We start from the raw sequence: 19,647 nt of genomic DNA on the forward strand, positions 1-19,647 counted from the left end.
TAGTACAGAGATGTGAGATATGAGTACTGGGATATGTGACATGAGTGCTGAGATGTGAGATATGAGTACTGAGATAGTGATGTTAGTACAGAGATGTGAGATATGAGTATTGAGACGTGCGAGTGCGACTTGATAGTTGATGACATCTTAAATAAAATAGGATAGAATACAAAATAGCCAGATGATTATCATGGTGTATCCTATAATATAATGTGTAAAATGAGTAAACGATAATGACAGCAGCTCCGAACCTAAATTGGACTCCCAGTCTTGACGATGTAATGCAGGCAAAGGCGCGCCTCACAGGGATTGCGGTACGGACTCTGCTGATGAGCAATGAGCTGCTCTCGGAGAGGTATAGCGCGAATGTGATGCTAAAGCGCGAGGATTTACAACCCGTACGTTCGTACAAGCTACGAGGTGCTTATAACAAGATAGTGACCCTTAGCAGCGATGAGCTGGCCAACGGAGTGGTATGTGCCAGCGCAGGAAACCATGCACAAGGGGTTGCCTTCTCGTGTAGCCGACTAAAAGTACGGGGAACCATCTTTATGCCCGAGCCAACCCCCAAGCAAAAAGTAAAGAAGGTGAAAATGTTTGGCGGCGAGTTTGTTGATGTCCGGATTATTGGCGACACGTTTGACGACAGCTTAGCCGCCGCATTGGCATTTTCTGAGGAAAATGGGGCTCAGTTCATCCATCCGTTTGATGATAGGAAGGTGATAGAGGGACAGGCCACCGTAGGGTTGGAGATTCATGAGGATTGTGCCGATAGCATCGACTATGTGGTGGTGCCAGTTGGAGGTGGAGGGCTGATTTCGGGCATTATTGGCGTAATGCAGGCGCTGCATCCAAGGGTTAAGATTATTGCGGTAGAACCAGCGGGCGCCCCATCGCTACGAAGGGCGATGGAGGAGCGCGAGCCGGTGCTGCTTGACGATATTGAGACCTTTGTAGATGGTGCTGCCGTGCGACGAGTTGGAGATTTGACCTTTAATGTTTGCTATGGTGGCATTGATAGGGTGATAAATGTTCCTGAAGGCAAGGTTTGTACCACGATGCTCTCGCTTTACAACGATGAGGCCATTGTGGTAGAGCCAGCCGGAGCCCTTTCGGTGGCTGCGCTCGACTACTTGGCTCCTGAAATTGCGGGAAAGAACGTGGTTTGCATCATTAGTGGAAGCAACAACGACATCATTCGCATGGAGGAGATAAAGGAGCGGTCGCTGCTGCATGAAGGGGTTAAGCACTACTTTGTGGTAAACTTTCCGCAGCGCGCAGGCGCGTTGCGCTACTTTGTAGATCACATTTTGGGGCCTAACGACGATATTACCCACTTTGAGTATAGCAAGAAAATCAACAGGGATAAGGGGCCTGCCGTAGTGGGTGTCGAGCTGAAGGACCCTGACGACTTTGAGCCGCTGTTGGAGCGGATGAAGGCGGCTAGGTACTTTGGCGAATACCTCAACAGTAGTCCGCATCTGTTTGAGCTGATCGTATAACCGCTGTTGGTTGCCAAGGTAACCAGCAAGGAGCTGCAAAAAGACCAAAGGGGAGGTTGGTCGGATTGCAGCTCCTTTGTGTAATAAAACAACCATTACGAGAGATGGATGAGTTTGATCTGGTAATGGATAAGCGCTATCTTTAAATGCAATAGTGGGGTTGTGAGATCGATAAGTTGGGGTTTAGTAACGGTAAGTTGAGGTGTGGTAATGGTAAGATTGAGTCTGGTAATGGTAAGTTGGGGTTTGGTAACGATAAGATAGAGCTTGGTAATGGAAGATTGGGTGTGTGGTAATGGTAAGTTGGAGTCTGGTAATGGAAGATTGGGTGTGTGGTAATGGTAAGTTGGAGTCTGGTAATGGCAGAATGGGGGTGTGGTAACGGTAAGTTTGAGTCTGGTAATGGAAGATTGGGTATGTGGTAATAAACAAATGGGGTTGTGAAATGCAAGAGTGGGTATTTGGTAATGAGTAAGTGGGGTTGTGAAATGTAAGAGTTGTGTCTTGGGGTTAATGAATAGGGGTATGAAATGCAGGAGTGTGAGTATGTTTTCAATTAGAGGCTACTAATAGGCGAAGAGTGTTCTAATGCTATAAGGGAAAATGGAATTTGGACGAAAAATACTTAGCCTGTATTTGGGCTCGGTATGTATTTTTGGCTAAATTATGCGCAAATAATATAAAGTAACTCTTTAGTAAGGGTTGTTTTTGGAGATGATTTCGTCTGACGAAACTGTTTACAGTGCTCGTGATTCCAATTTTTTATGAGGAGATTCTGTTTACGTATCAGAATATATTTACTATTCTTTTTTTTTAATTATTGACTATGATGAGAATAATGCTAATTGTTATTTGCTTACAGCTTATCAACGAAGCGTATGGGCAACGAGTAGTAGGAATTACATTGAATAAGGGGAATGAAATGCCTCTTTCGTTCGTAAATATAGGAATACCTAATAAGGATGTAGGAACAGTTTCGAATAAAGAGGGTAGGTTTAGCCTTGTTGTGGAAAAGAAATACGATAATGATAGCCTACTTTTTTCGTGCATTGGCCATGAGCCATACTATGTTAAGGTTTCTGATTTAAAGAACGGGGATGGCCGGGTTTATTTGAAGGAGAAGACTTATGAAATTTCTGAAATTGTTGTTCGTAATAGAATCTTTAAGCCCAAAACCTTGGGCGTGAATAGCGAATTTAGACGAGTAACAACTGGTTTTAAAGAGAATAAGCTGGGATATGAGATGGGAATTCTTATGAAGGTTAAGAAGTCGGCGCGAATAAAACGTATAAATATAAATGTTGCATACTGCTCGTACGATTCGATATTTTATAGGTTGAATATCTACAAAGTCTTGGATAAAAATGTATTTGAGAGTATTGTGAAAGATCCTATTTATATTAAAATGGGAATGAAGAACGTGAGTCAAATTAACGTAACCTTTGGAGAGACTATTGATGTTGATGGGGACATCTTGGTGACTTTAGAACATGTAAAAGACTTCGGATTTGGGAAAATACTTTTTTGCGCAGGCTTTTTAGATAAAACTTACTATAGGAAAACCAGTCAGGGGGTATGGAGAACTGCGCCAGTTGGTATCGCCATTAATGCAGAAGCCGAAGTGGAGAAGTAGGAGCGTTATGGAGCATTGTTTTAAGGGGATTACCTTGCTTGGAGTTTATTTCTATTTATAAATCAATACAATTGTATCTTTATAAGAGATCGGATTTTTTTGTATTTATGGATTAGGTTTACCAGCATTCCTTTTGGCCTTTGCAGGAGAAGAAATGCACGAACGAACATAGCGCGTTTGATGCGGTTTATAGAAGGTGCGGGCATTGCGCGATGTTGCTGGATGAAAAAGAGGCGTACATGGCGTTTTTAGCACGGGATACGGAATCAAAAAACATCCTACCAAATGAAAGTATTGCTAACGGGTGCAACGGGGTACATTGGAAAGCGGCTGCTGCCAGCCTTGGTGCAGCAGGGGTACGAGGTGGTTTGCTGTGTACGGGACAAAAGTAAGTTTCATCCAGAGAAGTTCGTCAGAGAGCGGATTGTGGTGGTGGAAAATGATCTTACGAGGATGGAAACCTTGGCAACGATCCCTAAGGACATAGACTTTGCCTACTTTTTGGTGCACTCAATGTCGAGCAATAGGAATTACGAGGAGCAGGAGCGGCAGGCGGCCATCAACTTTAGGGAGGCCCTGCGGAAAACCAACGTTAGGCAGGTGGTTTACCTTGGCGGGATTGTGAACTCGGCTACGCTGTCTAAGCATTTAACTTCGAGAAAAAATGTGGGCGAGGAGCTGGCCAAAGGCGATTACGCCTTTACGGCGTTGCGCGCGGGGATAATTATAGGCTCGGGCAGCGCCTCGTTTGAGATTATCCGCGATTTGGTGGAGAAGCTGCCCGTTATGGTTGCGCCGAGGTGGTTAAAAACGAGATGTCAGCCTATTGGAGTTGGGGATGTTATTAGAATCCTGACCGGGGTGCTTAATGATAGTAGGATGTACGGCAAAACATACGACATAGCAGGCGATGAGATCCTTACCTACAAAGAAATGCTACAGGGATTTGCTTCGGTGCGCGGGTTGAGGCGATTTATTTGGACGGTGCCCGTAATGACGCCGCGGCTATCGTCGTACTGGCTATACTTTGTAACTTCGACGTCCTACATGCTGGCGTCGTCGCTCGTAGACAGCATGAAAGTGGAGGTGGTGGCTGTAAACAGCACTGAGCTAAACGAAATGCTGGGGATTGAGCCATTATCGTACAAAGAGTCGATAAAAATAGCGTTTGAGAAGATAGAACAGAATGAGATTGTATCGAGCTGGAAGGATTCGACCATCAGCGGGCGTATGGAGGACTATAAAATTGCAGAGTACATACAAGTGCCAACGTTTGGCTGCTATAAAGATGTGCGAGTAAGGTTGGTGGACGATAAGACGCGATGTATTTCGAAGATTTGGAGCATAGGAGGCGAGCATGGATGGTATTACGGCACCTGGCTTTGGAATTTACGAGGTTTCGTGGATAAGCTGGCAGGCGGCGTAGGATTACGGCGGGGAAGGACTCGTGTGGACGATATTGAAGCAGGCGATGCGCTAGATTTTTGGCGGGTGCTGTACGCAGACAAATCGGAGGGGCGCTTGCTGCTTTTTGCGGAGATGAAACTTCCTGGCGAAGCTTGGCTGGAGTTTAAAATGGACGCGGAGCGGCTTATCCAAACGGCAACGTTTAGACCAAAGGGATTGCTGGGAAGATTTTACTGGTATTCGGTATTACCGCTGCATGGGCTAATATTTAAAGGGTTAATTACAAAGTTAACCCAGTAGCCGCTGGCGGATACAGCTAATATGCCGATGGAGTTGGGCGTTGCTCCATTATTTTAGGTTTTGAACCTTAAATCTGATAAGGATTTCTTTCGTGACGATGTGCTGCTCTGATTTTTATGGTGCAGACTCATTTTTTTATCTATTACAACTCGTGGTGGAAGGTTTATCGGACCCAATTCGGGATGCTTAATCCATTTATTTTAGGAATTAGAGAGTCATAAGGAAAATGCAGCACTGCAAGCGTGGGTTTTGGGTGCTGGGACTTTTACATATACCATATATAAATAGGTATAGGGACAATTTTGTAGAGGAACGCTTGATGGTATTGCCACAGGCGTTGCTGTGGAGCAAAAAGAAGCGCACAATGCTTAACGAAGCATCTGTAAAAATAAGGAGAAGCATCTGTATAGTGCTATGTGGGATAGATAAATCAACCTGAAATAAAAATATAAAGAAGTCCACTGTTTAGTTGTTTATGTTAACATATTTTTGTAATTTACAGGGGTGTTGAATAACCTATTTATTGATAAATCTAAGTCGAACTCCTGCAAATACGCCTTCTATGAATGTTGATTTCTATATTGAAAGCAGCTATCGGATTTCGGAGCTTATAACAAAAAGGTATAGCACTTCTTTTTCGGTGGCCACCTCGCTGCTCGAGAAGGAGAAGCGGCGCGCTATTTATGCGGTGTATGGTTTTGTTCGTTTAGCCGACGAGATTGTAGACAGCTTTTACGGATACGATCGGGAGTTTCTGTTGGCAAAGCTAGAGGAAGATTTACACTATGCGCTGGAGAATAGAATTAGCACGAACTCTGTTTTAATTGCCTTTGCAGATACGGTAAAACGATATGGAATCCGTAGGGAGCATATTGACGCCTTTTTGGAGAGCATGAGGTTTGATTTAACCAAGGTAAAGTATACGAATAGCGCCGAGCTGGAACGGTACATATACGGATCGGCAGATGTGGTGGGGTTGATGTGCCTGCAGGTGTTTTGCAACGGCGATAGCGTGCTATACGACAAACTTAAGGCACCAGCGCAGAAGCTGGGATCGGCGTTTCAGAAGGTAAACTTCCTTCGCGACCTGCAAAAGGATATGGAGGGGTTAGGACGGATGTATTTCCCCGAAATATCCGACTCTACGTTTGATTCCAGAAGCAAGCAGCAGATAGAGGCTACCATTCAGCAGGAATTTGAGGAGGCGTGGTTGGGAATTAAGGAGCTACCGGGCCGTTCGAAGTTGGCGGTGGCGTTAGCCTACTACTACTATGCCGGATTGCTGCGTAAGATACGAAAGACATCGCCCGAGGCGGTAATATCCCAACGAATAAGAATTCCGAACGCCGCCAAGTATCTGATTATTGCAAAAGTTTGCCTAATGTATAAGGCAAGGTTGATTTAGGGATCTTTACCATTAAAAAGAAGAACTCATGAAGTATATATTGGCCATTGGCTTGATAATTTCGGTGCTGCTGCTGATGTACTGTAGGAGTACGACCATTGCAGGCGGCTTGCAGGCTGTATCTGGCTTTGAAAAGGAGCGATATCTGGGCAAATGGTATGAAATTGCGCGCTTCGACTTCCGATTTGAGCGTGGGCTAAACAATACCACCGCCGAATACTCTTTGAATGCAGACGGAACCATAAAAGTTGTCAACCGAGGCTACGATATAGCCAAAAGAAAGTGGCGTAAGGCGGTCGGAAAGGCAAAATTTGTGGGTAGCGAGCAAACGGCGATGCTTAGAGTCTCTTTTTTCGGGCCTTTCTACTCCGGTTATAACGTGATAGCGCTAGATAAAGACTACCGATATGCTCTTGTTGCGGGTAAGAACCTCGATTATTTATGGATTCTATCGCGAGAGAAGACTATACCTAATAATTTTCGGGAGTCGTACGTAAAATTTGCCCAAGAGCGAGGTTTTGATACCTCTAAACTTATTTGGATTGAACATCAGGAGTAAATCGGCAGTAAAAAGGAGGCGAAATGAAGCTTTATCCTAAAAATAGCGTTGCGTTGGCAGATGTGAAGAGGTTTGTAGCAATTTTTTACATCGTAGGGACGCTTGGTTTTTTGATTCCAACCACGAGATCGCTATTTGTGCTCATAACACCAATAGCGTTGCTTGTTGGTAGCTACCTGCTGCTGCTATATCACCCGCATTACACTTCGAAAACAATACTTTCCTTTATAATTATTGCTTTGCTGGGCTTTTTTGTGGAGGTTTTGGGAGTAAAAACGGGTTTGGTGTTTGGAAATTACGCTTACGGTCGTGCGTTAGGGGTAAAGCTGCTTGATACGCCGCTTCTTATTGGCCTTAACTGGCTTTTCCTCTCCTATTCCTGCTACTCCATCGTTTGGAAGCTAAAGATAAACGGTTGGATACGGTTGTTTACGGCTCCGCTTTTGATGTTAACGTACGATATCTTCTTGGAGCAGGTTGCGCCAAAGACGGAGATGTGGTATTGGGAGAATGCGTCGCCTAGCATAAGGAATTATGTGGCGTGGTACGTTGTTGGCTTTGTATTTACGGCGTTGCTGCTGGTGTGCAAGGTTGATACCGGCAATAAGCTGGCTAAGCTTCTTTTTTTTAGTCAGCTGCTATTTTTTGCTATTCTAACCTTCTTCATTTAGATGATAACGGCAAGGCATCATATAGTAATATATCCGCTTTTTAAGTGGCTTACAAAATATCTGCTCCGTAGGAACTTTTACGAGGTGGTTATAGATGGAGATTATATCCGGCAGGATAATCCGCTGCTTGTAGTCTCCAATCATATCAGCTGGTGGGATGGATTTTGGATTATGCACCTCAATTTAACGCTCATCCGTAAGCGATTTCACTTTATGATGCTCGAAGAATCGCTTAGAAGGCACTGGTATTTTAGGTACGCCGGAGGATATTCGGTACAAAAGAAATCGAAGAGCATCGTAGAGAGTATTGACTATACGGTAGATCTTTTGCGCAATACCGAGAACATGGTTTTTATATTTCCGCAAGGGCGCATTAGTTCGGCATATAACGATCGGATTAAATTTGAGCGAGGAGTAGAGCGGATTCTGGAAAAAGCGCCAAGCAATCTCGATATTTTGCTTGTGGCTAATTTTGTAGACTATTTGTCTCGTTCAAAACCAACCCTTTTTACTTATATCAAACAGTATCGGGCGGCAAGCTTAAAGGAGCAGTCGGTTGAGCAGGTGTATGCAATGTTTTATGAAAATGTTTTGCAACGCCAAAAGGAGAAGGTGTCCTAAATGGAGTATCTAGCTTATATATCGGTCGGTTTTGTGGGAATGCAGGTCGTAAACGTGCTGCTTAACCTCATCTTTTCTCAAAAATTGAAGGATGGATCTCGGTTAGCCTCAGAGGTAACCGTATCGATACTTATACCTGCGCGTAACGAGCAGGAGAACATTGGAGGCTTGCTTGATGCGTTTGACAGCATCGGGAGCAGCTGTATTGAGATTTTGGTTTACGATGATCAGTCAGACGACCAAACGGCTTCGATTGTAAGGTCGCGAATGGAGGTAAACCCCAAAATTCGGTTGCTGGAAGCGGAAAAGCTACCAGAAGGATGGCTGGGAAAGAATCGGGCCTGCCACGAGTTGGCAAAGGCGGCTCAAGGAGAGTACCTGCTATTTATAGATGCCGACGTTAGGCTGAAAAAGGCGATGATAGCCGATGCGCTACGCTACATGAAAGATAAGCAGCTGGCTTTACTATCAATTTTTCCCCACCAGCAGCAGGTTACGTTAGGCGAAAAGGTTACCGTGCCAATAATGAACTACATTTTACTCTCTTTGCTTCCCTTGGTATTGGTTCGCGTATCGCCGTTTAGCTCGCATGCCGCCGCCAATGGGCAGTTTATGCTATTTAATGCCGAAGTATACCGTAGAATTAGGCCTCACGAAATATTCAAAGGCTCTGCCGTTGAGGATATCGCCATATCGAGATACTACAAGAAAAGGCGGCTTAGAATAGCGTGCATTGCGGGAGAAAAAAGGGTTACGTGTAGAATGTACGAGGGGTATCGGCAGGCGCTGAATGGTTTCACCAAAAATGTGTTTATGTTTTTTGGAAATCAGCCTTTGGTAGCCCTGCTTTTTTGGATGTTAGCAGTTTTAGGTGTGGTGCCTGTTGCATACACATTCGGGAGCTATTTATACCTTTACCTTATTGCGGTAGTTTTTGTTCAGGCAGCTATTTCGAGGGTTGGCGGGCAGAATATTTTGCTAAATGTCGTTTTACTACCGGCTCAGCTGTTTTTTTTGCTTCAGGTTATTGTAAATGCGCTACTTGCCAAACGGCGTAAGGGGCTTTTATGGAAGGGGCGCAACATCTACCCCCAGTAACTCGCCCCAAGGAACCTATTATGGAAGATAACGAGCAATTCGTAATACAATCATAAAAAAGATTAGAGGTACAGCAACAATAAAAACATGAAACAATGAGCAAGCAGGTTTTGATAGTTGGTACAGGGCTTGGCGGCCTTTCTACAGGATTACGGTTAGCTGCTAGAGGGTATAACGTAACTTTTGTGGAAAAAGCATCGCAACCAGGAGGACGTTTAAATCAGCTGAAAAAGGGTGGGTTCACTTTTGACGTGGGACCAAGCTTTTTTAGCATGCCTTATGAGTTTGAGGAGCTGGCAAAGGATTGTGGAATTGAGGTTCCCTTCGAGTTTGTAGAGCTCGATCCTTTATATACCGTTAGATTTAGAGGAAGCGATAGGAAGTATTCGTTATATAAGGATATTGATAAGCTAAGTGCTCAATTTGACCGTGTAGAGCCTGACTTTAAGCGTAAATTTTTGGCTTACCTAAAAAAATGTGAGGAGCTATATAACGATACGGTAGACATTGCCATTAAGCAAAACTTCGATAGCATTCCTAGCTATATTAAGGCCTTAATGCAGGTTAATCCCAAGCATCTGCCAATACTTTTGAAGTCGTTTTGGCAGCAAGTTGGCGCTTATTTTGAGTCGAAAGAGGTTCGGCAGATCGTGTCGCTAATCGCTTTTTTCTTAGGACGAACTCCATTTGATACCAACGCCATTTATACCCTTTTGTCGCACATCGAATTTAAGCATACGGGCTATTACAACGTAAAGGGAGGCATGTACACTATCGTGGAGAGCTTAGTTGAGGCGTTGCTGCTTAAAAACGCAAACTTCAGCTACAATACTGAGATCGTAGAATATCGTGCTGCCAATGATAAGCTAGTGGCTTTGGTAGATGGTAATGGAAAAGCATGGGAGGCTGATATTTTTATTGTAAATGCTGATGCAGCCCTCTTTAGAGGCACGGTATTTGGCCGCAAGGCGTATGCAGAGCGAAGGTTAAAAAAAATGAGCTGGACAATGGGATATCTAACGGCTTACGTAGGCGTAGATGTAAAGTTGCCAGACGTGGAGCATCATAACTACTTTTTGGGGAACAACTACGAGGAGTACGCAAGGGATGTTATGAAAAATCCAGGAACGTTAGAGAAACCCTACTACTACGTAAATGTGGTTTCTAAGCACAATCCTAGCTGTGCTCCGGAAGGCTGCGAAGCACTGTTCTTTGTTTGTCCAGTGCCTAATCTCCTTTATAAGCCAACTTGGGAGGATAAGGAGGAGATTGTAGATAGTATTATCGAGGATTTCTCACAAAGAATAGGCCGCAACATTGGAGATCATATTGTTTTAAAAGAATCGTTCACTCCACGGGATTGGCTGGAGAAGTTTAACCTATATATGGGAGCAGGGCTTGGATTATCGCATCAGATGCTGCAAATCGGGGCGTTTCGTCCTAAAAATTATGATGAAGTATTTGAAAATGCGTTTTATGTTGGTGCGTCAACCATTCCAGGTGCAGGATTGCCAATGGCCATCATTAGTTCTATGCTAACAACCGAAAGGATACAGGAGTATGCTTTAAAAATCTAGGTTGAGTTTTTCATCAGAGCAAATAAAGTTGTTGTGGCGGGTAGTATTGTTGCTATCTTGCTTGGTGATTAGTGTAAATATAAGAGTAGGATGAAAAAATTGGAAATAGTGGTTTCTGATCGCATTCGGCTGTGCGAGATAGAACTGGACGATGCTGAAGATATTTTTACAACAATAGATACGCAACGGGAGTATCTTGGTAAATGGCTCCCGTTTGTTGAGATGACACGGTCGGTTGATTTTTCGCGTGATTTCATTAAATCGGTATTGGATGCGCCATTAGAGAGCCGTAACTTCAACTTTTCCATCAGGTACGATGGATGTTTTGTGGGGTTAGCTGGTTTTAGGGATACCGATTACTTTAATCGGAAGACAGAAATAGGATATTGGCTTTCTCAGCCCTTTCAAAAAATGGGTATTGTAACAGAATCGGTGCTTGCGCTTCTAGGTTATGCGTTTACCGAAATGGACATGAATAGAGTTACCATTAAATGTGGGGTAGGGAATATTCCTAGCCGTAATATTCCAGTAAGGTTAAACTTTACGCTCGAAGGTGTCGAACGAGCTGGAGAACTTTTCCCAGACGGCCATTTTATAGACTTGGAGGTGTATAGTATGCTGAAAAGCGAATGGAATTTTAGGGGTCGGGCAGAAGTATTATCTGGAAAAGGTTTGAAATAAGGGTCTTAATTATTTCGATAACATGCAATGGATAAGATATTGGAGCATGGAGTTCCATTTGTAGGAGTTGAGCCTTTTTTTGAACTAGAGAATGGCTTTTTAGTGAAGAATTATCAACAATTAGGAGAGTATGACTTTTGATTCTGAGTTTAAGCAGGCGTTGCAGCAGCTGCCCAGTAAAGAGAAGGATAAGCTGATATTAAGGCTGCTTAAGCGCGATCTGAATTTGGCTAGCAAGCTTCGTTTTGAGTTGGTAGATACCGATTCGGTTCTTGATAAGCGTGAGCAACTTCAAGGTTGGATTACGATGGAAATGAAGCGGGTTACCAACGAGTACTACTCGGCAGGATGTTTGCTGATGGACGTTCGTAATATAAGCGGAAGGATAACAGAACATGTTTACATTACAAATGATAAACCCGGAGAGATTATTCTAAACTGTTTGATGATCCGATTGCTACTAGAACTCAATAGCAACCGTATTGTAAACGAAAAGAAGGGGAAGGTGTACTCGCTATGCATATACCTCCTTAATAGAATCTTTAAAATTTTAATATTGATCCAAAAGCAGCACGAGGATTTGTATATGGAATTTAGGGATGATGTAGAAGCAATTGGTCGAATGGTTGACGGGAACAGTAGTTTATCTCAGATGGCTAAATATAATGGGTTGGATATTAGCTGGCTTGTTCGGTTCGAAATTCCGAATGATATCGCCGAAATTTATAAGGATTTAAGGCAAAGAGGCCTTTTAAAGTAATTATGAAGCACCCTTTACTCGTTTATTAGGGAGCCATTTTGTACAACAAAGTGGTGATTAATGATATTTTTTATATTAAAATAGGGACAGGGATGCTTCACTCTACGCAAAGCATCCCTGCTTTTTTCTTATCGATAATTACTTTATAAGCATGTTGGCAATGGTTACACCTTGTTTTACACGATCGGCCATTCCTATACCGTTACGAATATTACCTGCAAGGTAAAGGCCTTTGTATTGCTGTTCTAATAGGGCAATCTGATCGAGCCGTTGTTCCGAAGAACGTTCGTACTGAGCGATAGCGTAGGGATATCTAAATAGGTGTATCATGTCGGGCTTAAGGTTTGTCTTAAGTGTTTCCGAAACTTCGTTGAGTGCTGTGTCTATGAGCTCTTGGTCTGGAAGGTTGTAAATATCTTCGTGCTGAATACCACCAAGAAAGACGGATAGCAGTGCACCCTTTTCTGGGGCTCTATTTGGGAAAATGGAGGAAGGGAATAGTATGCCCAAAACTTTTCGGTTCTCCTTCGAGGGAATTAATCCTCCAAAACCATTTAGCGGATAGCCGTTCCACTCCTTGTAGCCTAAAGCAACTTGGGCTACTTTAGCGTAGCGCATGTTGGTGATAGGAGAGAGGTCTTCTGGTGTTAGGAAAGTTAGCGTATTGGCAAGCTCATAGGCACCGATGGTTGTAATAAGTTCCTCCGATTCTACAAGAATGTCATTCTCCTCAGTGCTTACGGTTGTTTGGCATTTACCGTTTTGAAGGGTTACCGACGTGCGCTTGGCGTTGAGAATAAAGTTTTCGTGTCCAATGGCTGCAGTTAAGGCCTGTGTAAGCTGTTGCAGCCCATTTTTTACTGAGAAAACATCTTTTGTAGCTCTTTGCTCTAGTTCGCTCTTTGGCTCTTGTCTTTTTTTTATGGCACCACGGATGAAACTGCCGTAGTTCTGTTCGAGGTTATAGAGTTTGGGTAACGCAAATTTGGTTACTAGGTTGGCTGGATTCCCAGCATAGATTCCGGAGATAAACGGATCTACGGCGTAGTCGAGGAAACTTTTTCCTAATCGGCGGGCGACAAGCTTATCAAGCGTTTCATAAGGATTGCTTCCTTTTTTTCTAAAAGGCTCGCCTAATATTCTTATTTTATCGTAGAGGCTAAAAAGAGGAGTGGTGATGGCGGATGAAAGGTTGTGAGGAAGTGCCTCCCATGAGCCATCCTTTAAAATAAGGCGTCGTTTGGCATTCGGGTTGGCAACCTCTAAGTTGCAAGTATCTCCAAGGTCATCGAAAAGTTGCACCAATTCGGGCGATGATAGTACGCCCGTATTTGGTCCTGCTTCGTAGGTAAATCCCTGTTCGGTAAAGGTTCTGATAACACCACCGGGTTCGTGGTTGCGTTCAATGATGGTTACCTTTTTTCCTGCTCTTTTAAGGTAAAAGGCAAGTGTTAATCCTGTTAATCCTCCGCCAATAATGGTAATTTGCGAGGTTCTTAGCTGCTGCATGGCTATACGGTTTTAGAATAGCTGTGGTTTTGTTGTTGATAATGCTTGTCGAGTGCCGCTGCAATATTACGGATGAAAATGGTTCCGATTTCTGTTACGGTAATTCCTTTTTCGTTAAAGCGTATAAGATCATTATTCTGCAAGTCTTCTAAAGTAGAGGACGAAATCGCAAGCGCATTTAATACTTCTTCGGAGGTGGTGCCTAAGCGATGGGCGATATGCTCCCATGATACTTGCTTGTTGCACATTATTTCGTTAATGGCTTCTCGTATTATAATTTCAGTAGGAGAGAGCTGGTAGCCTCTTTCGGTTGGCAACTTCTGGCTGCCAATCAAACCTATGTACTCCTCAATATCTTTTACATTTTGAGCGTAGCCATTTTCTAGTTGACTAATGGCGGTTACTCCAAATGCGTAGACCTGACCGGTTGTTCTTCGGGTGCAGTAACCTTGAAAGTTGCGATGTAGCTCCTGTGTTTCAAGGGCGAGTTGCAGCTCATCGGAGGGGAGTACAAAATGATCGAGCCCGATTGCTTTATAGCCTGCCGCTATTAGCTGATCGTAGGCACTTAGAAACATCTTCATTTTAATATCGGAGGAAGGAAGTCCTCTTTTTTCGAGAATGGCTTGGTGCTTTTTCATCCAAGGTACGTGGGCATATGAAAAGGTTACCAGCCTGTCAGGACGAATAGCAATAGCCTGCTCAATGGTTCTATTAAACGATTCGATAGTTTGTCCCGGAAGTCCGTATATAAAGTCGAGGTTGACGCTAATGTCGTTCTTTCCCTTTTTTAGATATTCAACCAGCTCCTTAACGGGTATTTTGGAGGAGTCACGATTGACAGACTTGAGTATTTCATTGTCAAAATCTTGTATTCCGAGGCTGAAACGGTTAATTCCAGCCTCTTTAAGTAGATCGATGTATTCGAATGTAAGATAGGCCGGATTGCATTCGATGGCAATCTCTGGCTTTTCGATTGTTGCAAACTTGGATTGCAGTATGGCAATTAGCTCCTTTAAACGAGCAGCCTCCACCGCATTTGGAGTTCCTCCTCCAAAGTGTATTTGTGCAATTTTTCGGTTGCTACTAATATGGCTCGTTACTAGCTCAACTTCCTGCTTTAAGGCTTGAAAGTAGCGTTCTAACTGTTTCTCGTTTTTTGAGGTGTAGGCATTACAACCACAGTAGTAGCATATCTTTTTACAAAAAGGGATATGAAAGTAGAAGGCTAAATGCTCAGGTTTATGGTTGTTGGAGTCTACGAGAAGATTAAGGTAGCTTCTGTCATCAAACTTAGAGGTAAAATGGTTTGCTGGTGGATAGCTGGTATATCTAGGTACTGGAATGTTGTATTTCTGAAGGAGTTGGTTACTGATTTGCATTGTTGCTTTGTCTTAGGGTTATGGAGAGAATTATCATTGCAATTAAACTGAATAACGCTTCTATGCCAAAGAAATTGTGGTAGCCGAAGCTGTCTGCCAATCTTCCGCTGATAACGGCAAATATTAATCCGCTTAAATGGGTAATTACAATTTGTAGCGTAAAGTCGGTGCCTTCGCATCCTGGACGCACTTTATCCATGGCAATGGTGTAGATTATTACAGTAGAGAGCCCGTAGCTACACCATAGCAGCATTACCGCTGCATAAAGTAAGCTCATGCTAGGCGTACCGTGAGATATTAGCCAAAAAAAGGCTCCTGCACCAAAACTGGCCGCTAAAAATGCATATAAAGAGGTCTTCCTTCCAATTTTTTTTACAATAAATCCAGCCACAAATGCGCTAATTGCTGCAACAGATGTTCCCAAAATTCCAGATAGGAAGCCGATTTGCTTTATATTGTACCCGAGATCTACGAGGTATGGTTTTACCATCGAAAGGATGCCGATAATTCCGGAGTAGTAAAAAATTAGCACCAGCACCCATTTGTACATCCCTTTAATTGCAAAAAATCGGAAGATGTCTGTAAATGAAATGCGCTTAACAATTGCGGTGCTGCTGGGTAGCGGCTGGCGGTAGCTTAGCAGCGGAACTAGCGCTATAAGAACAAAGGCTGCGAGTAGTACAAGCAGGTAGTTCCAACCAAAATAATGGTAGGCAATTAGCAAAACTCCAGTTCCGAAAATACTGCCAACAAATGTTCCTGCCGATTGAATGCTATTACCAATACTTCTTTCGCTGGGCTTTAGCATGAGTATGGCATAGATGTCCACAGCTATATCCTGTGTTGCAGACGCGATGAAAGCTACAACCATTAGCAGAATTACTAGCTTAAAGTCCGCTTGTAGGTTGAAGAACCCAATACTTAATATAATTATAGCGTAGAATAATTCGGAGGCTACAATCCAGCGGCGTAAATCGCGTAGCGATCGGGTATGGTTGTCTACTATTGGAGCCCAAAGAAATTTGAGTATCCAAGGTAACTTTACCAGCTGCAGTAAGCCTATCGATTGTAGCGAATAGTTTTCCTGCCTCATAATAACAGGAACAACAGTCGAGAAAAAGCTCATGGGAATCGACTGTGCTATGTAGAGGCAGAATAGTACGGGCAGCTTATGCCAATTTTTTGCTTCCATTATTCGTTTGGGTTTTGCCACAAGATATTAAATCTTGTGGCTTTCTAGTTTATAGTGTCATATCGAGGGTTACTCCTAGCTGAAAAGGCCGCCCTTTTTGGACGAACTTTAATTTCTGCATTTCAAAGTAGTAGGCCTTATAGCTTGTGTTGGTTAGATTTTTACCCCAAAGTTCGAGATTAATTCTCTTTTTGGAGAAGGATATTCGGCCATCCACAACTCCGTAGTAGCCTTGTTTGGCAATGTTATCTTCTTTCCAGTAGAGGTTGCCAACACCTTTATAGTTTGCCGATAGGCGAATCTTGTCTACCCAACTATTGGCTTGAAGACGGAATGTTTTTCCGATTAAAATACTTAAGGATTCCTTTGGGACTTGAGGAATGTACTTGTCGTTGTAATTTGTTGTAGCATTGACAACGTATTTTTTGAATTTAGCATACGTATATCCGTAGGAAACAGAAGCGTCAAATCCATTTATAGGAACCATATTTAGAGTTGCTTCCAATCCTTTGCTGACAGATTTTCCTGCGTTGGTTAATTTGGTGCCAACACCACTTTTGAGAGATTGTGCTATTTGCTGATTGTTCCAATCAATGTAGAAAAGTGCAAAATCGCCATAGAATCTATTCCAAAGGATGGGTGTTTTAACGCCAACCTCGTAGTTTACGCTATTTTCTGGCTTAAACTTTAAGTCGATATTTACATCATCAAAAGAGGAGTTGAAACCACCTGTCTTGTAACCCTTGGACACGGTTGTGTAGATGTTGGTTTGCCCCATTTTGTACGATAATGATATCTTAGGTAGTATTTCTGCCGATTTTAAGGGCGAGTAGGAGGTGGTTGTACTGCTTGATACGATGTTGTTGGTATACTTATCGTATTGGTACTCCAGCTCATCTTTTTCTACATCGAATCGTATACCAGCAGTAAGGTTCAGGTTTTTTATGAGAATATCTTTAATAGTTAACTGGTGAAATAGCGCATAGCCGCTTATGGTGTGGTCGTTGTATTTCGAATAGTTTCTTTTTGATGACATTATTATATCTAACCCAGAATCAAAGAACTGGGCAAAACCGTACATCCCAAACAGCCATTCAACTCTTTGGTTTCCTTTCGACTGGATGGTAATCTCCTGCGAAACCATATTTTGTTTTTGGTCTTGATATGCAAATGTATTTGAGCTAGGCGAAAAATCCTGATCGATAGCCTGTAAATCCTTTAAGTATTGGTAGGCTGTTGTTGATAGCACCTCAAAAGCAGCCCCTTCGTATTTTGTAACTAGTGCGTTCGATAGCAAATCCCTGTTGTAGAAGCTGTACTCGTTGTAGTTTATTGGTGCAATCGAATCTTTTTCGACGAAGTACTGCGAGTAGGGATATCCTCCTTGCTTACTTTTTTCGTAGGAGATAATATTCTCTATCGATAGTTTTTTGTTGATGTTCCAAACTAGGCGATTACGAATCCCAAACGAGTTAAGGTTATCTACAAGACTATTGTTGAAGTTGTTTTTAAAAAAGCCATCGTTGTGGAGGTAGTTGATTGCAACCGAATATCCAAAATTGTCACCAATTTTTCCGTAATGCCCGCCGCTAATATTATAGCAGCCATAAGTGCCAGCAGTCAGGTTAATGTTGGTTCCTTGAAAGGTCATTGGCGATTTGGTGATGATATTGATGATCCCACCCATGGTATTTCTTCCGTAGAGCGTTCCTTGTGGACCACGGAGTACCTCTATTTGCTCCACGTCAAAAAAGTCGAATGCAAATGCGGCCTTTTCGAAATAGGGTACTCTATCTACGTAGAGACCTACGGATGGAGAGTTGATTCGGGATCCAATACCTCTAATGTAAATGGGTGAGGTCAGCTTAGAGCCGTAGTCGGGCATAAACACGTTAGGAACGGCACCAGTTATGGCGCTTAGCGATTTTGTGCCCATCTCCTGAATGGCTTTGGCTGATACGATGGAGATGGATGCAGGCATCTCCTTCAGTTTGGCGTTATTTTTTGATGCAACAACCTTTATCTCACTAAGCTCGTAGGTGTTTGATATGGTTGTGTCTGCAATTGCTATTTGTTTTTGTGCTGTTGCGGGAATATATGCAACAGCACCAATAATTGAGAACGCGAATGTTCTTAATGTCATAAACCTTTGTTTTCTGCTAATTATAAAAACGGGAAATAGGATGGCAAGGCATCCTTTTGCGTAAATGCTAGCAGCTTTGGGTTGGTGGGCGCGATAGCAGCTCGAAGGTATTTAGCAACGAGCTCAGCCGAACATTGTGGTCTTTGTTGGGAATGTCGAAACGTTCACCGATTGCAGGGCAATGGTTGTTGATTGCTGTTACATCACCTTTTTTATTCACATCAAAATGGAAGGCATCTAAATGATGTTTTTCAATGCTGTTTTTTAAGTGGATGTGGTTGCCGGAATCAGTTTTCGAGATAATATTTTCGCTGCTTGGCTCTGGTTTATTAAGCGCATAGTATCCGTACGAAAGGAGGTAAACAACAATCGTAATGATATAAGGAATATGCGTAGAAAATAGGCCAAACTGAAACATGCCGTGTTTCTTGATTTGCCTGCAAAGAAAAGCATTTTAGCAGGATGCTCCAAAAAAGGAGGTGGATATGTTTATGCTTTTCGATAAATCATTAGTCGAGTAGCTTCATAAGTCGGAATAAGGCTATATTTGTCACAATATAAAGGATTAAAAGAGTTCGACTATGATTACAAACAACGATATTTTACGCCGCCTTCGGTTTGCCTTCGACTTCAACGATTCGAAAATGATAAAGATATTTGAGTCGGCAGAGTGCCCGGTAACACGATCGCAGGTGAGCGACTGGCTAAAAAGGGATGAAGACCCTGCATTTAAAGAAATGAAGGATGTTGAGTTGGCTACTTTTTTAAACGGGTTCATTAACGAAATGCGAGGGAAAAAGGAAGGTGCGCAGCCTCTCCCAGAGGAGCGTCTAAACAATAATATTATATTCAGAAAGCTGAAGATCGCCCTTAGCTTAAAGGACGAAGATATTTTAGAAATCCTTTTACTGGCAGACTTTAAAATGGGAAAGCACGAGCTGAGCGCCTTTTTTAGAAATCCCAACCAGCCACAGTATCGGCCTTGTGGCGATCAGGTGTTGAGGAATTTTATTAAAGGGCTTCAGGTAAGATATTCCGATGAGGATTAAGAGGAGGGTGACGTAATGTCGCCCTTTTTTGTGCTTTATTGGATAGTTAAAACAAAAAAGCCCTCCGATTGGTGGGCTTTTTGTGATCCAGCTGGGGCTCGAACCCAGGACCCCATCCTTAAAAGGGATGTGCTCTACCAGCTGAGCTACTGAATCTC

17 protein-coding genes and 1 tRNA gene are annotated in these 19,647 nt (G+C 42.9%); 12 read left to right on the forward strand and 6 right to left on the reverse strand.

All coding sequences use genetic code 11. The features are described from left to right. Window positions 1-233 precede the first annotated feature (233 nt). The 11 genes from ilvA (at window position 234) to L990_RS16225 (ending at window position 12,214) form a co-directional block, all read left to right on the forward strand. Window positions 234-1,502, forward strand: coding sequence for a threonine ammonia-lyase IlvA (ilvA, locus tag L990_RS16175; protein WP_047451582.1), 1,269 nt, complete (start codon window positions 234-236; stop codon window positions 1,500-1,502). 826 nt (window positions 1,503-2,328) lie between these two features. Then, the gene (locus L990_RS16180) at window positions 2,329-3,135 is read left to right on the forward strand and encodes a carboxypeptidase-like regulatory domain-containing protein (protein ID WP_047451584.1); all 807 of its coding nucleotides are present in this window, start codon (window positions 2,329-2,331) and stop codon (window positions 3,133-3,135) included. A 285-nt stretch (window positions 3,136-3,420) separates the two neighbouring features. Then, on the forward strand, window positions 3,421-4,842 hold the full coding sequence (locus L990_RS16185; protein WP_047451586.1) for an SDR family oxidoreductase: 1,422 nt from the start codon (window positions 3,421-3,423) through the stop codon (window positions 4,840-4,842). 562 nt (window positions 4,843-5,404) lie between these two features. After that, a complete protein-coding gene (locus tag L990_RS16190) occupies window positions 5,405-6,247 on the forward strand; it encodes a phytoene/squalene synthase family protein (protein WP_047451619.1) in 843 nt (280 codons plus the stop codon). Between the two features lie 28 nt (window positions 6,248-6,275). After that, window positions 6,276-6,806 carry a lipocalin family protein gene (locus L990_RS16195; RefSeq protein ID WP_047451589.1) on the forward strand — a complete coding sequence of 177 codons (531 nt, stop codon included), beginning with the start codon at window positions 6,276-6,278 and terminating at the stop codon, window positions 6,804-6,806. Between the two features lie 23 nt (window positions 6,807-6,829). After that, entirely contained in the window at window positions 6,830-7,477 is a 648-nt protein-coding gene (locus L990_RS16200; RefSeq protein ID WP_052181097.1) for a carotenoid biosynthesis protein, read from the forward strand. Then, window positions 7,478-8,098 carry a lysophospholipid acyltransferase family protein gene (locus L990_RS16205; RefSeq protein WP_047451594.1) on the forward strand — a complete coding sequence of 207 codons (621 nt, stop codon included), beginning with the start codon at window positions 7,478-7,480 and terminating at the stop codon, window positions 8,096-8,098. After that, window positions 8,099-9,196 carry a glycosyltransferase gene (locus tag L990_RS16210; protein WP_047451596.1) on the forward strand — a complete coding sequence of 366 codons (1,098 nt, stop codon included), beginning with the start codon at window positions 8,099-8,101 and terminating at the stop codon, window positions 9,194-9,196. Between the two features lie 95 nt (window positions 9,197-9,291). Continuing rightward, entirely contained in the window at window positions 9,292-10,773 is a 1,482-nt protein-coding gene (locus L990_RS16215; RefSeq protein ID WP_047451599.1) for a phytoene desaturase family protein, read from the forward strand. Window positions 10,774-10,863: 90 nt separating this feature from the next. Then, on the forward strand, window positions 10,864-11,454 hold the full coding sequence (locus L990_RS16220; protein WP_052181098.1) for a GNAT family N-acetyltransferase: 591 nt from the start codon (window positions 10,864-10,866) through the stop codon (window positions 11,452-11,454). 130 nt (window positions 11,455-11,584) lie between these two features. Then, on the forward strand, window positions 11,585-12,214 hold the full coding sequence (locus tag L990_RS16225) for a hypothetical protein (RefSeq protein WP_047451603.1): 630 nt from the start codon (window positions 11,585-11,587) through the stop codon (window positions 12,212-12,214). A 138-nt stretch (window positions 12,215-12,352) separates the two neighbouring features. On the opposite strand, the gene hemG is transcribed toward L990_RS16225, so the two are convergent. The 5 genes from hemG to L990_RS16250 form a co-directional block, all read right to left on the reverse strand. Next, a complete protein-coding gene (gene hemG, locus L990_RS16230; protein WP_047451605.1) occupies window positions 12,353-13,723 on the reverse strand; it encodes a protoporphyrinogen oxidase in 1,371 nt (456 codons plus the stop codon). A gap of 2 nt (window positions 13,724-13,725) precedes the next feature. Then, on the reverse strand, window positions 13,726-15,105 hold the full coding sequence (gene hemN / locus L990_RS16235; RefSeq protein ID WP_047451607.1) for an oxygen-independent coproporphyrinogen III oxidase: 1,380 nt from the start codon (window positions 15,103-15,105) through the stop codon (window positions 13,726-13,728). Then, a complete protein-coding gene (locus L990_RS16240) occupies window positions 15,092-16,297 on the reverse strand; it encodes an MFS transporter (RefSeq protein ID WP_047451610.1) in 1,206 nt (401 codons plus the stop codon). The genes hemN and L990_RS16240 overlap by 14 nt, the downstream gene beginning before the upstream one ends. Before the next feature lie 49 nt (window positions 16,298-16,346). Next, complete coding sequence (locus tag L990_RS16245; RefSeq protein ID WP_047451613.1) at window positions 16,347-18,440, reverse strand: TonB-dependent receptor; 2,094 nt, start codon at window positions 18,438-18,440, stop codon at window positions 16,347-16,349. A gap of 67 nt (window positions 18,441-18,507) precedes the next feature. Then, window positions 18,508-18,858 carry a hypothetical protein gene (locus L990_RS16250; protein WP_047451615.1) on the reverse strand — a complete coding sequence of 117 codons (351 nt, stop codon included), beginning with the start codon at window positions 18,856-18,858 and terminating at the stop codon, window positions 18,508-18,510. A gap of 163 nt (window positions 18,859-19,021) precedes the next feature. On the opposite strand from L990_RS16250, the gene L990_RS16255 reads away from it, so the two are divergent. Next, window positions 19,022-19,489, forward strand: a complete 468-nt coding sequence (locus L990_RS16255) for a DUF1456 family protein (protein WP_197057314.1) — start codon at window positions 19,022-19,024, stop codon at window positions 19,487-19,489. 83 nt (window positions 19,490-19,572) lie between these two features. Here the strand turns inward: L990_RS16255 and L990_RS16260 are convergent. Next, a tRNA-Lys gene (locus tag L990_RS16260) sits at window positions 19,573-19,645 on the reverse strand. Between the last annotated feature and the right edge of the window lie 2 nt (window positions 19,646-19,647).

The organism is Alistipes sp. ZOR0009, assembly GCF_000798815.1.
In the GTDB taxonomy this organism is placed as follows: Bacteria; Bacteroidota; Bacteroidia; order Bacteroidales; family ZOR0009; genus Acetobacteroides.

What these genes read in the sequence shown, in the direction of transcription:
- hemN (WP_047451607.1), bottom strand. Translation starts at nt 15,105, where the DNA reads ATGCAAATCAGTAACCAACTCCTTCAGAAATACAACATTCCAGTACCT.
- L990_RS16180 (WP_047451584.1), top strand. Translation starts at nt 2,329, where the DNA reads ATGATGAGAATAATGCTAATTGTTATTTGCTTACAGCTTATCAACGAA.
- L990_RS16190 (WP_047451619.1), top strand. Translation starts at nt 5,405, where the DNA reads ATGAATGTTGATTTCTATATTGAAAGCAGCTATCGGATTTCGGAGCTT.
- L990_RS16220 (WP_052181098.1), top strand. Translation starts at nt 10,864, where the DNA reads ATGAAAAAATTGGAAATAGTGGTTTCTGATCGCATTCGGCTGTGCGAG.
- ilvA (WP_047451582.1), top strand. Translation starts at nt 234, where the DNA reads ATGACAGCAGCTCCGAACCTAAATTGGACTCCCAGTCTTGACGATGTA.
- L990_RS16185 (WP_047451586.1), top strand. Translation starts at nt 3,421, where the DNA reads ATGAAAGTATTGCTAACGGGTGCAACGGGGTACATTGGAAAGCGGCTG.
- L990_RS16240 (WP_047451610.1), bottom strand. Translation starts at nt 16,297, where the DNA reads ATGGAAGCAAAAAATTGGCATAAGCTGCCCGTACTATTCTGCCTCTAC.
- L990_RS16250 (WP_047451615.1), bottom strand. Translation starts at nt 18,858, where the DNA reads ATGTTTCAGTTTGGCCTATTTTCTACGCATATTCCTTATATCATTACG.
- L990_RS16245 (WP_047451613.1), bottom strand. Translation starts at nt 18,440, where the DNA reads ATGACATTAAGAACATTCGCGTTCTCAATTATTGGTGCTGTTGCATAT.
- L990_RS16225 (WP_047451603.1), top strand. Translation starts at nt 11,585, where the DNA reads ATGACTTTTGATTCTGAGTTTAAGCAGGCGTTGCAGCAGCTGCCCAGT.
- L990_RS16200 (WP_052181097.1), top strand. Translation starts at nt 6,830, where the DNA reads ATGAAGCTTTATCCTAAAAATAGCGTTGCGTTGGCAGATGTGAAGAGG.
- L990_RS16205 (WP_047451594.1), top strand. Translation starts at nt 7,478, where the DNA reads ATGATAACGGCAAGGCATCATATAGTAATATATCCGCTTTTTAAGTGG.
- hemG (WP_047451605.1), bottom strand. Translation starts at nt 13,723, where the DNA reads ATGCAGCAGCTAAGAACCTCGCAAATTACCATTATTGGCGGAGGATTA.
- L990_RS16195 (WP_047451589.1), top strand. Translation starts at nt 6,276, where the DNA reads ATGAAGTATATATTGGCCATTGGCTTGATAATTTCGGTGCTGCTGCTG.
- L990_RS16255 (WP_197057314.1), top strand. Translation starts at nt 19,022, where the DNA reads ATGATTACAAACAACGATATTTTACGCCGCCTTCGGTTTGCCTTCGAC.
- L990_RS16210 (WP_047451596.1), top strand. Translation starts at nt 8,099, where the DNA reads ATGGAGTATCTAGCTTATATATCGGTCGGTTTTGTGGGAATGCAGGTC.
- L990_RS16215 (WP_047451599.1), top strand. Translation starts at nt 9,292, where the DNA reads ATGAGCAAGCAGGTTTTGATAGTTGGTACAGGGCTTGGCGGCCTTTCT.